This is a genomic window from Aromatoleum evansii, assembly GCF_045689615.1.
GTDB lineage: Bacteria > Pseudomonadota > Gammaproteobacteria > Burkholderiales > Rhodocyclaceae > Aromatoleum > Aromatoleum evansii.
Genome location: NZ_CP141259.1, coordinates 1,665,893 through 1,678,430, shown reverse-complemented (window position 1 = coordinate 1,678,430; position 12,538 = coordinate 1,665,893). Strand labels below are relative to the sequence as shown.

The following is a 12,538-nucleotide window of genomic DNA, read 5'->3' as shown; positions in this document are numbered from 1 at the left end:
AGGAGACAACATAATGAGAATCGTCGTCGGCATTTCCGGAGCAAGCGGTGCGATCTACGGCATCCGCATCCTCGAAGCGCTGAAGCAGATCGGCGTCGAGACCGACCTCGTGATGTCGGATTCGGCCAAGCGCACGATCGTCTACGAGACCGACTACTCGATCAACGACGTCAAGCGCCTGGCCTCCTGCGTGCATGACAACAACGACGTCGGCGCCTCAATTGCGAGCGGCTCGTTCAAGCATGCAGGGATGATCATCGCGCCCTGCTCGATCAAGACGCTCTCCGCGGTCGCCAACTGCTTCAACACCAACCTGCTGATTCGCGCCGCCGACGTCACGCTGAAGGAGCGGCGCAAGCTCGTGCTGATGCTGCGCGAGACGCCGCTGCACCTCGGCCACCTGCGCCTGATGACGCAGGCCACGGAGACCGGCGCGGTGCTGGTGCCGCCGCTGCCGGCCTTCTACCACCGGCCCAAGACCATCGACGACATCATCAACCAGTCGGTGACCAAGGTGCTCGACCAGTTCGACCTGGACGTCGACCTCTTCGGCCGCTGGACCGGCAATGAAGAGCGGGAGCTGGCGAAATCGCGGTGATCCGGCGACGTCTCCTTGTGGGAGCGGCTTCAGCCGCGAAGCAACGCCGATTCGCGGCTGAAGCCGCTCCCACAGAACCGACCCGACGAACCGCACCCACGCAATAAGGATTCGCCACATGATGACCACCGCCACCATCCTCGAACTCGAAGGCGAAGTCGCCCCCGGCCTCGGCGAAGGCTCGCGCTTCACCGCGATCGACTGGGTCGTTGCCGAAATCCGTCGCAAGCTCGGCTTCATCCCCTGGCCCGGCACCTTCAACCTGCGCATGCGCGGCGCAGCCTGGGACTGGGCACGCGCGCGACTGCGTTCCGCCGCCGGCATCGCGATCACGCCGCAGGATGGCTTCTGCGCCGCGAAATGCTTCGGCGTGAGCATTGCCGGCCATCTCACGGGTGCAGTCGTGTTCCCGGAGATGCCCGGCTACCCCGAAGACAAGTTCGAGATCGTCGCGCCGGTGCCGATCCGCGAAACGCTCGGACTGCAGGACGGCGACCTCGTCAACCTGCGCCTCGACCTCGCCCTGTCCGCCCGCGACGACGCGACTGCGGTCTGACCCATCCAAGGAGACCACGATGGCCCCCAAGTTCTGCCCGCAATGCAGCACGCCGCTGGTCCTCGCGAAAATCCACAACCGCGAGCGCGAGACCTGTCCTGCCTGCGGCGAGACCTTCTTCCACAAGCCGGCGCCGGTCGTGCTGGCCGTGATCGAGCACGCGGACAAGCTGGTGCTGATCCGCCGCAACCTCGACCCGCTGGGCGGCTACTGGGCACCGCCCGGAGGCTACGTCGAGCAGGGCGAATCGCTCGAGGAGGCCGTCGTGCGCGAGGCGCGCGAGGAGACCGGACTGGAGGTGGCCGTCGACGGACTGATCGGCGTGTATTCGCAGACCGGCGTACGCGCCGTGATCCTCGCGTATCGCGCGCATTCGGTCGCGGGCGAGCCGGTCGCGGGCGACGATGCCGGCGCGATCGCGCTGATTGCGCCGGGCCAGTTGCCGATCCAGCCGGCGCCCGAGGGCGCGCCGCTGCTCGACCGCTGGTTCCACGACGTCATCCAGGAAGTCACCGCACCATGGAAATGGGGGCGCCACACGAGCGCCAGAACAATGATGAGGAGATAACGATGACCGCAGCGACTTCCCGCCCGTCCGGCTGAACGCCCGGCGCCCGCCCGACGCGGGTTCCCCCGACAACTCCGCAGCATCCGCCCATACGGCAATGCCCCCTTCCGAACCCGGACGGCATCGCCGCGGGACGGTTCGTCCAGAATTTCGAGGAAGACAGTCATGGCGTATTTCGATCAGACCACCGAAACCCTGCCCCGCGAACAGCTCGCCGCCCTGCAACTGGAAAAGCTCCAGGCGATGATGGCCGAGTTGTGGGGCAAGAACCGCTTCTACAGCAACAAGTGGAAGGCCGCCGGCATCGAGCCGCGCGACATCCGCTCGCTCGACGACCTCGCGCACCTGCCGCTGACGACGAAGTCCGAGCTGATGGAAGACCAGGCGGCGAACGGCCCCTTCGGCACCAACCTCACTTATCCGATCGAGCAGTACACGCGCCTGCACCAGACCTCCGGCACGACCGGCGTGCCGCTGAAGGTGCTGGACACGCAGGACTCCTGGGACTGGTGGGCGAAGTGCTGGGCGCACGTGCTCGCCGGCTCGGGGGTGGATGCGAGCGACCGCGTCTTCCTCGCCTTCGCGTTCGGGCCCTTCATCGGTTTCTGGGCGGCGCTGGAAGGCGCGCGCAAGCTCGGCGCAGTGATGATCCCTGGCGGCGGACGCGACTCGCTGCAGCGCCTGGAACTGATGCGCGAGACGGGCGCGACGGTGCTGTGCTGCACACCGACCTACGCCCTGCGGCTGGCCGAAGTGGCGCGCGAACATGGCTTCGACATGGGCTCGATCAAGATGAAGTCCACCGTGCATGCGGGTGAACCGGGCGCGAACATCCCGGCGACCAAGCAGCGCATCGAATCCTCGTGGTCGGCGAAATGCTTCGACCATGCGGGCGCCTCCGAGATCGGCGCGCACTCCTTCGAATGCGAGCACCAGCCCGGCGGCACGCACCTGATCGAGTCCGAGTTCATCGCCGAGGTCATCGACCCCAAGACCGGCGAGGCGGTGAAGCCGGGCGAGCGTGGCGAACTGGTGATCACCAACCTCGGCCGCTGGGGCTTCCCGCTGATCCGCTACCGCACCGGCGATCTCGTCGAAGTGAATCTCGACCCCTGTTCCTGCGGCCGAACCTTCCTGCGCTTCCAGGGCGGCATCCTCGGCCGCGCGGATGACATGGTCACGGTGCGCGGGGTGAACGTCTTCCCGGCCGGCGTCGAGAACATCATCCGCAAGTTCGTCGAGGTCGACGAGTTCCGCATCACCGTGAGCAAGGTCAAGCACATGGACGAGATGGACATCGAGGTCGAGCTGTGCGAAGGGGCCGACCCTGCGGTCGTGCACTCGATCGCCGAGCGCCTCGACGCGGTGCTCGCCTTCCGCCCGCGCGTGCATAACGTCGGCCGCAACATCCTTCCGCGCTTCGACATGAAGGCCAAGCGTTTCCACGTCAATCGCGCGGCCTGAGCCAGCTTCCGCACCCCGGTATCGGCAATGGCCCGGCCGAGGCCAGGGGCGGCGACGCCCCGAATCGCGCCAACGAAGGCATCGCAAACAAGAAATCAAGGAGGAGGCATGAGACTCAAGCAGATCTGCGTGGCGTTGGCCCTGTCCGGGCTGGTTTGCGGCGGCGCGCTCGCCAAGGAAGGGGGCGACCAGTATCCGCATGGAAGCGAGAACTGGGTCGCGGGCGCGCTGCCACCCCCGGGAAACTACTTTCTCAACTATTTCGGGTACTACCACGCCGACAGCCTGCGCGACGGCGACGGCGACAGGGTGTCCGGGACGGGGGTGACCGCCTGGTTCGATGCGATGCGCGTCGTCAAGGTCACGAACACGAAGATCCTCGGCGGAGACTGGGCGGTACAGGCGATCCTGCCCGTCGTGCAGCAGAAGCTGACCCTCGGTGACAGCAAGACCGTCACCGGCATCGGCGACATGCTGTTCTCGCCGCTCGTGATCGGCTGGCACGCCGGCAACCTGCACTGGGTCTTCGCGCTGGATTTCTTCGCGCCGACAGGGGAATACAAGTCGGGGCAGCCGATCAAGAGCATCGGCACCAACTACTGGAGCGTGGAGCCGGTCCTTGCGGTGACCTGGATCTCCGATTCGGGCTGGGAGCTGTCGGGCAAGTTCATGTACAACATGAAGACGAAGAACAAGGACTTCCGCCCTGCCCCCGGCGCGCCGAAGATGGATTACGAGTCGGGCGACGAGTTTCGCGTCGATTACCTCGCGGGCAAGCGCTTCGGCCCGTGGGGCGTCGGCCTTTCCGGCTACTACCTGAAGCAGACGACCAACGACAAGCTCGAAGGCGAAACGATCTCGTCGGCGCTCGGACCGTGGTCCTCGGGGCGCAAGGGCGAGGTGTTCGCGATCGGGCCGAGCGTGAGCTACACGACCAAGGGCGGCACGATGTTCATCGGCCAGTGGCAGCAGGAATCCGGGGCGGAAAACCGCTTCCAGGGCGACAAGGCGTGGTTCCGGCTGATCATGCCGTTCTAGCACCCGGTTGCGCCGCTGCCCCCATCAGGGGTGGCGGCGCCCCTGGCCGAGTTGCAGTTCGAACTCTTCCAGCGGCACGGGGCGGCTGAAGTGGTAGCCCTGGTAGTTGCTGCAGCCGTGCACCGCGAGGAAGTTTCGCTGCTCGGCGGTCTCGACGCCTTCGGCGATGACTTCAAGGCCGAGGCTCTGGCCGAGTGCGATGATGGTGCGCACGATCGCGGCGTCGTTGGCGTTCTCGGTCACGTCGCGCACGAAGGACTGGTCGATCTTGAGCTGGTCGAGCGGCAGGCGGCGCAGGCAGGACAGCGACGAGAAGCCGGTGCCGAAGTCGTCCAGCGAGAACTGGATGCCCATCGCCTTGAGCCTTGCCATCTTGTCGACGACCTGGTCGATGTTCTCGACGACCATGCTCTCCGTGAGCTCGAGCTTGAGGTTCGCCGGATCCGCCCCGGTCTGCTCGACGACATCCAGCACCTCGCGGACGAAATCATCCTGCCGGAACTGCCGCGCGCTCACATTGACAGACAACCGCAGATGACGCGTCGCCGGCACGGCCTCCCACGCTTTCAGCTGCCGGCACGCGGTTTCCAGCACCCAGCGGCCGATCGGAAGGATCATCCCGGTTTCCTCCGCGAGCGGGATGAAGTCGCACGGCGGGATCATGCCGCGCTCGGGGTGCAGCCAGCGGATCAGGACTTCGGCGCCCTGGATCGTGCCGGAACAGTCGACCTGCATCTGGTAGTAAAGCCGCAGTTGATCCGGGAGCGCCTTGCTCAGCCAGCCTTCCAGGCGCACCCGCTCCTCCAGCGCCGCCTGCATCGCGACATCGAAGAAATGGATGCCGCCGCGCCCACGGCTGCGCGCCTCGAACATCGACGCATCGGCCTGCTTGAGCAGCTCGTCGACGGTGCCTTCCGCGCCCGAGAACATGCTGATGCCGACGCTGACCGAACCCAGGACCTCCTGTCCGTCGACATCGAGCGGCTGCCGGACCACCGCCTGGATGCGCTCGGCAATCTCGCGCGCGGCGACCGCGGCGGCGTCCCGCTCCGGACTCAGCCCGTTGGCGACGACGACGAATTCATCGCTGCCGACACGTGCCACGGTGTCCTCGCGGTGGACGCTCGCGGCAATCCGGCGCGCGATCTCGACCAGCATGCGGTCACCGACCTCGTGTCCGCGCGTGTCGTTGAGCGCCCGGAAACCGTCGAGATCGATGAACAGCACCGCGCCACGGGTATCGCTGCGGCGCCCGCCCAGCAGCGACTGTCCGAGGCGGTCGAACAGCAGGCGTCGATTCGGCAGGCTGGTCAGCGAATCGTAGAAGGACAGGTTATGCACCTGCTCCTCGGCGTGCCGCCGCTCCGTCTCCGACGCGAGCTCGCGCCGCAGACTCTGGTCCAGCCTGCCGACAAGGCGAATCAACAGGCCGTACAGCAGCACTGCCGTGATGGCGACGAAGACCCAGCCCTTGGCCTGGCTGGCCTTCACGATGAGGTCGGGGTCGCGGAAAAGGAAACCCAGCGCTTCGTCGGAAAGCAGGATCCACAGCGCAGCAAAGGCCGCGTACGCCAGGACGACCCTGAGTACGCCGGCCTTCGCGTCGAGCATGCTGTCCTGTTCTCCCATCAACGACCTTCCCAGAAACGATTTGCCCCGCGACGTCGCGGCAGCCGGAATGAGCCGTATTAGATCGCGAAACGGCGGTATGCCGGCAGGAAAAATTCCCGCCGGGCAAGCCGTATTGCCGCTATCGGGTGCCTCAGAACGGCAGGCGGCGCTTCGGCGGCTGGGCCGGCTTCTTCGCAGGCTCCGGCTTCACGGCCTTCACGGGTTTGCGCGGGAGGTTCATCTCGTCGCGGGCGAAACGCACCTTGCCTTCGAGCACGCAGCCACGCATGCCGGGCTCGCACACCGCGCCCTGTACGCGCTGACACACGCCATCGAGGTCGTGCGGACAACTCCATGCGCCGCTGCTCATGTCGAAACGCTCCCGCTTGTCGCTCAAAGGCCAACCATAGCCCAGGATGGACAGATTCCCCATGAGGAATGTCAATTCAGGGGACCCGCGGTTGCGCCGCCGCGGCATGCCGCGCATCATGACCGCAACATCCAACCACCCGACTGCGTGCGCCCATGTTCACTCCCGGACACGTCTCCCCCGCCCCGCTCCGCGACGACGACCTGTGTTTCGTATTCCGCAAGAATGCCCTGCTCGTGCTCAACAGCGAGGGCGAGACCCGGGTGCCCACGCGCAGGGAGCCGGGTGGGCTGGATCCGTCCGGTCCGCAGCACTACCTCGGACGCCTCGGCGATCGGCACTGCTACGCGGCCGCCGTCGGGCCCGAAGCGCCCGCTCCCGAAGGCATGGAATGGCACGACCTGCGCTCCCTGTTCGGGCGGCTCGACGAGACGTCGTTCGGGGTGGCGGGCCGCGCGGTCCAGATCGTGCAATGGGACCTGACGCATCGCTACTGCGGCCGCTGCGGCACGCCGACGGATCCGCACCCGGACGAACGTTCGCGGGTATGCCCCGGCTGCGGCATGGTCCACTACCCGCGCCTCGCCCCGGCGGTGATGGCGCTGGTGCGACGGGGCGACGAACTGCTCCTCGCGCGCTCGCCACACTTTCCCGAAGGCATGTTCAGCGCGCTCGCGGGATTCGTCGAGCCGGGCGAGTCGCTGGAGCAGACCCTCGCGCGCGAGGTACGCGAGGAAGTCGGGATCGAGATCACCAACGTGCGCTATTTCGGCAGCCAGCCGTGGCCCTTCCCGCATTCCCTGATGATCGGCTTCGTCGCGGATTACGCGGGCGGCAAGCTCGTCCTGCAACCCGAGGAGATCGAGGCCGCCGACTGGTTCACGATCGACCGGCTGCCGCGCCTGCCGCACCGCATCAGCATCGCGCGGCGACTGATCGATGCGACGGTGCGCGAAATCGCAGCGAAGCGTGGATCGGACGCTTGATCGCAAGTGCCTATCGTATTCATTTTTTAGTTCAATTGGAGCTATCGCACCCCGGTCGGTAAAGTGACACCCATCGAGCAGGACACACCGCTCGGTCCCCTTACCCCACTACGACAATGGAGTGCGACATGTCCCAGATCAACCAGCAAGTCAAGCCGTTCAAAGCCACCGCCTACCACAACGGCAAGTTCATCGAAGTCAGCGACGAATCGCTGAAGGGCAAATGGTCGGTGGTGTTCTTCTACCCGGCCGACTTCACCTTCGTGTGCCCGACCGAACTGGGCGACCTCGCCGACAACTACGCCGCGTTCCAGAAGCTGGGCGTCGAGATCTACAGCGTTTCGACCGACACCCACTTCACGCACAAGGCGTGGCACGACAGCTCCGAGACCATCGGCAAGATCCACTATCCGATGATCGGCGACCCGACCGGCACCATCTCGCGTAACTTCGACGTGATGATCGAGGAAGCCGGCCTGGCCGACCGCGGCACCTTCGTGATCGACCCGGAAGGCAGGATCCAGATCGTTGAGATCAACGCCGGCGGCATCGGCCGCGACGCCTCGGAGCTGCTGCGCAAGGTCAAGGCCGCGCAGTACGTCGCCAGCCACCCGGGTGAAGTCTGCCCGGCAAAGTGGAAGGAAGGCGACGCGACGCTGGCGCCCTCGCTGGACCTCGTCGGCAAGATCTAAGCCGATCCGTCACCCGTAGCGCGGAGGGCGGAGCGCATCCCGCCAACGCCGGCGCCGAAGCAAAGCCCGCGGCCACATGGCGGGATACGCCTTCGGCGCCTCCCGCCCTACGAAACCGTTGCCCATCCGGCACTAGCGGGCGGGCGCCACGAGCGCCCTCCCCTGAATTCCCCCTGCATTTCACGGACGATCCCGCCATGCTCGACGCGAACATCAAGAACCAGTTGAAGGCCTACCTCGAACGAGTCACCCAGCCGATCGAAATCGTCGCGTCCCTGGACGACAGCGACAAGTCGCGCGAGATGCAGGCCCTGCTCGGCGACATCGCCGAACAGTCGAACCGCATCACCGTCATCGAACGCCGCGATGACGCCGAGCGCAAGCCTTCCTTCGCGATCAACCGCGCCGGCGAAGACACCGGCGTGCGCTTTGCCGGCCTCCCGATGGGGCATGAATTCACCTCGCTGATCCTCGCGCTGCTGCAGGTCGGCGGTCATCCGCCCAAGGTCGAGCCGGAAGTGATCGAGCAGATCCGCGCGATCGAGGGCACCTATGAATTCGAGACCTTCATCTCGCTGTCGTGCCACAACTGCCCGGACGTCGTGCAGGCGCTCAACCTGATGGCGGTGATCAACCCCAACATCCGCCACACGATGATCGACGGCGCGCTGTTCCAGGACGAGGTCAACGAGCGCCAGATCATGGCGGTGCCGACCGTGTTTCTGAATGGCCAGCACTTCGGCCAGGGTCGCATGGAGCTCGCCGAGATCGTGGCGAAGATCGACACCGGCGCGCAGGCGCGTGCGGCGGAGAAGATCTCGGCGAAAGGCGAATTCGACGTGCTGGTCGTCGGCGGCGGGCCGGCGGGTGCGGCGGCGGCGATCTACGCGGCGCGCAAGGGCATCCGCACCGGTGTCGTCGCCGAACGCTTCGGCGGCCAGGTGATGGACACGCTCGCGATCGAGAACTTCATCTCGGTGAAGGCCACCGAAGGCCCGAAGCTCGCGGCAGCCCTCGAAGAGCACGTCAAGGAATACGAGGTCGACGTCATGAACCTGCAACGCGCCGCGGCGGTGATCCCGGGCGAGCGCGGCTTCGAGGTGAAACTCGAGAACGGCGCCTCGCTCCAGGCGCACACCGTGATCCTCGCGACCGGGGCGCGCTGGCGCGAGATGAACGTGCCGGGCGAAAAGGAATTCCGCGGCAAGGGTGTGGCCTACTGCCCGCACTGCGACGGCCCGCTGTTCAAGGGCAAGCGCGTCGCGGTGATCGGCGGCGGCAACTCGGGCGTCGAGGCGGCGATCGACCTCGCGGGCATCGTCTCCCACGTCACGCTGCTCGAATTCGCCGACTCGCTGCGCGCCGATGCCGTGCTGCAGAAGAAGCTCGCGAGCCTGCCCAACGTCACGGTGATCACCAATGCGCAGACCACCGAAGTCACGGGCGACGCGAAGGTGAACGGCCTGGTCTACAAGGACCGCGTGTCGGGCGACTCGCAGCGGATCGAACTGGAAGGCATCTTCGTGCAGATCGGCCTGCTGCCGAACACCGACTTCGTGAAGGACACGGTCGAACGCACGCGCTTCGGCGAGATCGTCGTCGATGCGCGCGGCCAGACCTCGGTGCCGGGCCTCTTCGCCGCCGGCGACTGCACGACGGTGCCGTTCAAGCAGATCGTGATCGCGATGGGCGAAGGCGCGAAGGCCTCACTGGCGGCCTTCGATCACCTAATCAGGGAGTCGGTGCCCGCGTGATGCTCCGGACGTGGTGCAAGGATTGCACCACGTCCGGGGACTTGCCCGGCATCAGGCCGCGGCGCGACGGTCCGGGAAGTCGATGAGGGCGTCGCGCTGCCGGCGCTCGGCGTACAACGATTCCTCCAGCCCGGCACGGCCAGCGGCGGCGCCGGACCCGGCCGGCACCTTGCCCGCCACGGCCGCAAGATTGCCCTGCGCCGCTGCCAGAAGCTCATAGCACGACGCGGCGAGCGCCTCGATGCGGCGCGCATTCTGGGCATGCAGCGGCGAAAAGGCATCGTCGGACGACGCGGCCGGATCGGCCTCCTGTCGCAATGCCAGCTCGGAGATCGCGATGTTCGCGGCCTCGTTCTGGATCTGGTAGAGCCGTTCGCGCAGCGCCACGAGGGCGGTGTTCATGCGGGCGATCGTGCGCATCGTCGGCAGGCGCCGCGGTACGTCCTCTGCGCGGTCCGTCCATTGCGCGAGACCGTCATCGACGGTCTCGCGTGCGAGCTGCCACGCCACTTCGGCATTCAGGCGCTGCTCCCACGCCATGTCCTTGGCCTCGGGCTGCCCGATCGGCGGAATGAACTCATTCTCCAGATCCGTCGCGGTGAGTCGGTCGGTCGTTGTCATGCTCATTGCTGTCTCCTCCATTGAAACCTGTCCGGCTGCGGTCTGATGCCGATTCACCGGTCGATGCTAAACCACAAAATTTGCAAAATTATTATCTAAATCAAAGACCTCTCCGATACCTCCCTACCGGTAGCGGCACTACCGGGTTTCGGTCCGGTCGATGATTCCGAATTTTCATTGGAGCGTATTCCGCAGCGAAGGTTCGCGGCGTGATCCCGGAATCCGAGCCCGGCGGCGCGCCAGGGCGGCGCTAGCGCAAGGCCCGCTCGATGAAGTTGCGCGGCACGCGGGGGCGCGGAACGCGGTCGGAGAACCAGCCGCGCACGTCCTGCTCCAGGCCGATGCCGTGCATGTAGTTGTAGAGCGCCTTGTTGAGCGCCACGCCGAGCGCGTCGTGATCGACGCCGGTCGGGTCGATGAAGCGCACGTCGTTCTTGGCGAAGCTGACGGGTGGCAGCGGGACGAGCTTCACGCCGTATTCGTCCGGGTTCTGGCCGACCGGCGAATGCACCGTGCACGCGAAGCGGTGGAAGAAGCCCGACTGGATGCAGCCGGATTCGAACAGTTGCCGCACGTATTCGAGGGCATCGACGGTGTCCTGCACCGTCTGCGTCGGAAAACCGTACATCAGGTAGGCATGCACGAGGATGCCGGCCTCGGTGAAGGCATTGGTGACGCGCGCGACCTGGTCGACCGACACGCCCTTCTTCATGAGCTGCAGCAGGCGGTCGGAGGCGACCTCCAGCCCGCCCGACACGGCGATGCAGCCGCTGTCGGCGAGCAGGCGGCACAGTTCCGGGGTGAAGGACTTTTCGAAGCGGATATTGCCCCACCACGAGATCGCCACGCCGCGCTCGAGGAGTTCCTGCGCCAGCGCCTTCAGGGCCTTGGGCGGCGCGGCCTCGTCGACGAAGTGGAAGCCCGTCTGCCCCGTCTCGGCGATGATCGCCTCGATGCGGTCGACCAGCGTCTTCGCGCTCGCGCCGTCGTAGCGCGAGATGTAGTCGAGGCTCACGTCGCAGAAGCTGCACTTCTTCCAGTAGCAGCCGTGCGCGACGGTGAGCTTGTTCCAGCGCCCGTCCGACCACAGGCGGTGCATGGGGTTGAGCATGTCGAGCACCGACAGGTAGCGGTCGAGCGGCAGGCCGTCCCAGGTCGGGATGCCGACTTCGGCGAAGGCGATGTCGGCCTCGCCGAGGTTCACGTAGCGCACTTCGCCGCCGTCGGGATCGCGGAAGAAGCTGCGCACGAGGCGCGAGCGGCCGCGCCCGCCCTTGAGGTGGTCGAGCAGCGCGAGGATGGGGCGCTCGCCGTCGTCGAGGGTGACGAAGTCGAAGTAGTCGAAGACGCGCGTCTCCTTGAGTTCGCGCAGCTCGGTGTTCACGAAGCCGCCGCCCAGCACGGTGACGATCTTCGGGTCGTGGGCCTTGATCGCCTGGGCGATGCGGAAGGCGCCGTACACCGCGCCGGGAAAGGGCACCGACAGCAGGACCACCTGCGGCGCATGGCGGGCAACCGCGTCGAGGGCCAGTTCGCGCAGCGTCTCGTCGACGAGGTTCAGCGGCTCGGCGAGCGCCTGCGCCAGCGGCTCGAAGCTCGCCTGGCTCTGGGCGAGCGATTCGGCGTAGCGGACAAATTCGAAGCGCGGATCGACCGCTTCGCGCAGCACGTCGGCGACGTCGTTGAGGTAAAGCGTCGCGAGATGGCGGGCACGGTCCTCCAGACCCAGCGCGCCGAAGGCCCACGCGAGCGGGTCGCCACCGTCCGGGTCGATGTAGACCTCCAGCGATTCGAAGCGCGAGCCTTCGGGCAGGAAGTTGCGCCCGCAGATGCGGTTGGCAAGGGTGGGATCGCGGCCCTGCAGGAAGGCGACGGTCGGGTCTATCGTCAGCCGGTAACGCTCGAACTGCGCGAGGAAGGCTTTCACGCGCGGGCTGCGCTGGCGTTCCGGGGTCGCCTCGATGCGTCCGCGAATGGCCGTGAGCCCGTCGCGCGAGAACAGGCGCAGCACCAGCGCGAGGGCGAGGTCTTCCTGCACCGCGTCGACGCCGCGCGAACGCAGGAAGCCGGTGAGATAGGCCGTCGAGGGGTACGGGGTGTTGAGTTGCGTCATCGGCGGGATCACCGACAGGACGCCCAGGGAAGTTTCTGACATGGCGGACGGCGCGGGGCCGTGTTGTGCGGACTGTAGCAGCGGCATTCTAGGGTAAGGCGGTTCCGCTGGGCAGATCGTCGGATGGGCACGATTCCGTGGGAGCGGCTTCAGCCGCGAATCGGCGC

12 protein-coding genes are annotated in these 12,538 nt (G+C 66.5%); 8 read left to right on the top strand and 4 right to left on the bottom strand.

The window, feature by feature from the left end; translation table 11 throughout:
• The first annotated feature begins 13 nt into the window (after positions 1-13).
• The 5 genes from U5817_RS07685 to U5817_RS07665 all read left to right on the top strand — a co-directional run bounded on the left by U5817_RS07685 (position 14) and on the right by U5817_RS07665 (position 4,224).
• Complete coding sequence (locus tag U5817_RS07685) at positions 14-598, top strand: UbiX family flavin prenyltransferase (protein ID WP_018989890.1); 585 nt, start codon at positions 14-16, stop codon at positions 596-598.
• Between the two features lie 118 nt (positions 599-716).
• The gene (locus tag U5817_RS07680; protein ID WP_169125596.1) at positions 717-1,154 is read left to right on the top strand and encodes a DUF120 domain-containing protein; all 438 of its coding nucleotides are present in this window, start codon (positions 717-719) and stop codon (positions 1,152-1,154) included.
• A 19-nt stretch (positions 1,155-1,173) separates the two neighbouring features.
• Positions 1,174-1,722 carry an NUDIX hydrolase gene (locus U5817_RS07675; RefSeq protein WP_169125597.1) on the top strand — a complete coding sequence of 183 codons (549 nt, stop codon included), beginning with the start codon at positions 1,174-1,176 and terminating at the stop codon, positions 1,720-1,722.
• Positions 1,723-1,887: 165 nt separating this feature from the next.
• Positions 1,888-3,186 (top strand): phenylacetate--CoA ligase family protein, encoded by a 1,299-nt coding sequence (locus U5817_RS07670; protein WP_407280265.1) that lies wholly within the window; start codon positions 1,888-1,890, stop codon positions 3,184-3,186.
• Positions 3,187-3,294: 108 nt separating this feature from the next.
• The gene (locus U5817_RS07665; protein WP_407280264.1) at positions 3,295-4,224 is read left to right on the top strand and encodes a transporter; all 930 of its coding nucleotides are present in this window, start codon (positions 3,295-3,297) and stop codon (positions 4,222-4,224) included.
• A 24-nt stretch (positions 4,225-4,248) separates the two neighbouring features.
• On the opposite strand, the gene U5817_RS07660 is transcribed toward U5817_RS07665, so the two are convergent.
• Positions 4,249-5,853 carry a putative bifunctional diguanylate cyclase/phosphodiesterase gene (locus tag U5817_RS07660; RefSeq protein ID WP_407280263.1) on the bottom strand — a complete coding sequence of 535 codons (1,605 nt, stop codon included), beginning with the start codon at positions 5,851-5,853 and terminating at the stop codon, positions 4,249-4,251.
• 133 nt (positions 5,854-5,986) lie between these two features.
• On the bottom strand, positions 5,987-6,325 hold the full coding sequence (locus U5817_RS07655) for a hypothetical protein (protein WP_407280262.1): 339 nt from the start codon (positions 6,323-6,325) through the stop codon (positions 5,987-5,989).
• A gap of 35 nt (positions 6,326-6,360) precedes the next feature.
• On the opposite strand from U5817_RS07655, the gene nudC reads away from it, so the two are divergent.
• The 3 genes from nudC to ahpF all read left to right on the top strand — a co-directional run bounded on the left by nudC (position 6,361) and on the right by ahpF (position 9,637).
• Positions 6,361-7,191 carry an NAD(+) diphosphatase gene (gene nudC / locus U5817_RS07650; RefSeq protein ID WP_169125601.1) on the top strand — a complete coding sequence of 277 codons (831 nt, stop codon included), beginning with the start codon at positions 6,361-6,363 and terminating at the stop codon, positions 7,189-7,191.
• 128 nt (positions 7,192-7,319) lie between these two features.
• The gene (gene ahpC, locus U5817_RS07645) at positions 7,320-7,883 is read left to right on the top strand and encodes an alkyl hydroperoxide reductase subunit C (protein ID WP_407280261.1); all 564 of its coding nucleotides are present in this window, start codon (positions 7,320-7,322) and stop codon (positions 7,881-7,883) included.
• A gap of 197 nt (positions 7,884-8,080) precedes the next feature.
• On the top strand, positions 8,081-9,637 hold the full coding sequence (gene ahpF / locus U5817_RS07640; RefSeq protein ID WP_407280260.1) for an alkyl hydroperoxide reductase subunit F: 1,557 nt from the start codon (positions 8,081-8,083) through the stop codon (positions 9,635-9,637).
• Positions 9,638-9,688: 51 nt separating this feature from the next.
• Here ahpF and U5817_RS07635 read toward each other — a convergent pair whose 3' ends face one another.
• A complete protein-coding gene (locus tag U5817_RS07635) occupies positions 9,689-10,264 on the bottom strand; it encodes a hypothetical protein (RefSeq protein WP_407280259.1) in 576 nt (191 codons plus the stop codon).
• A 244-nt stretch (positions 10,265-10,508) separates the two neighbouring features.
• Positions 10,509-12,413: a B12-binding domain-containing radical SAM protein gene (locus U5817_RS07630; RefSeq protein WP_407280258.1), complete on the bottom strand. Its 1,905-nt coding sequence runs from the start codon at positions 12,411-12,413 to the stop codon at positions 10,509-10,511.
• Positions 12,414-12,538: the final 125 nt, after the last annotated feature.

Excerpts from the sequence above, each read along its gene's own strand:
- U5817_RS07685 (WP_018989890.1), top strand. The coding sequence starts at position 14 with ATGAGAATCGTCGTCGGCATTTCCGGAGCAAGCGGTGCGATCTACGGC.
- U5817_RS07680 (WP_169125596.1), top strand. The coding sequence starts at position 717 with ATGATGACCACCGCCACCATCCTCGAACTCGAAGGCGAAGTCGCCCCC.
- U5817_RS07675 (WP_169125597.1), top strand. The coding sequence starts at position 1,174 with ATGGCCCCCAAGTTCTGCCCGCAATGCAGCACGCCGCTGGTCCTCGCG.
- U5817_RS07670 (WP_407280265.1), top strand. The coding sequence starts at position 1,888 with ATGGCGTATTTCGATCAGACCACCGAAACCCTGCCCCGCGAACAGCTC.
- U5817_RS07665 (WP_407280264.1), top strand. The coding sequence starts at position 3,295 with ATGAGACTCAAGCAGATCTGCGTGGCGTTGGCCCTGTCCGGGCTGGTT.
- U5817_RS07660 (WP_407280263.1), bottom strand. The coding sequence starts at position 5,853 with ATGGGAGAACAGGACAGCATGCTCGACGCGAAGGCCGGCGTACTCAGG.
- U5817_RS07655 (WP_407280262.1), bottom strand. The coding sequence starts at position 6,325 with ATGATGCGCGGCATGCCGCGGCGGCGCAACCGCGGGTCCCCTGAATTG.
- nudC (WP_169125601.1), top strand. The coding sequence starts at position 6,361 with ATGTTCACTCCCGGACACGTCTCCCCCGCCCCGCTCCGCGACGACGAC.
- ahpC (WP_407280261.1), top strand. The coding sequence starts at position 7,320 with ATGTCCCAGATCAACCAGCAAGTCAAGCCGTTCAAAGCCACCGCCTAC.
- ahpF (WP_407280260.1), top strand. The coding sequence starts at position 8,081 with ATGCTCGACGCGAACATCAAGAACCAGTTGAAGGCCTACCTCGAACGA.
- U5817_RS07635 (WP_407280259.1), bottom strand. The coding sequence starts at position 10,264 with ATGAGCATGACAACGACCGACCGACTCACCGCGACGGATCTGGAGAAT.
- U5817_RS07630 (WP_407280258.1), bottom strand. The coding sequence starts at position 12,413 with ATGTCAGAAACTTCCCTGGGCGTCCTGTCGGTGATCCCGCCGATGACG.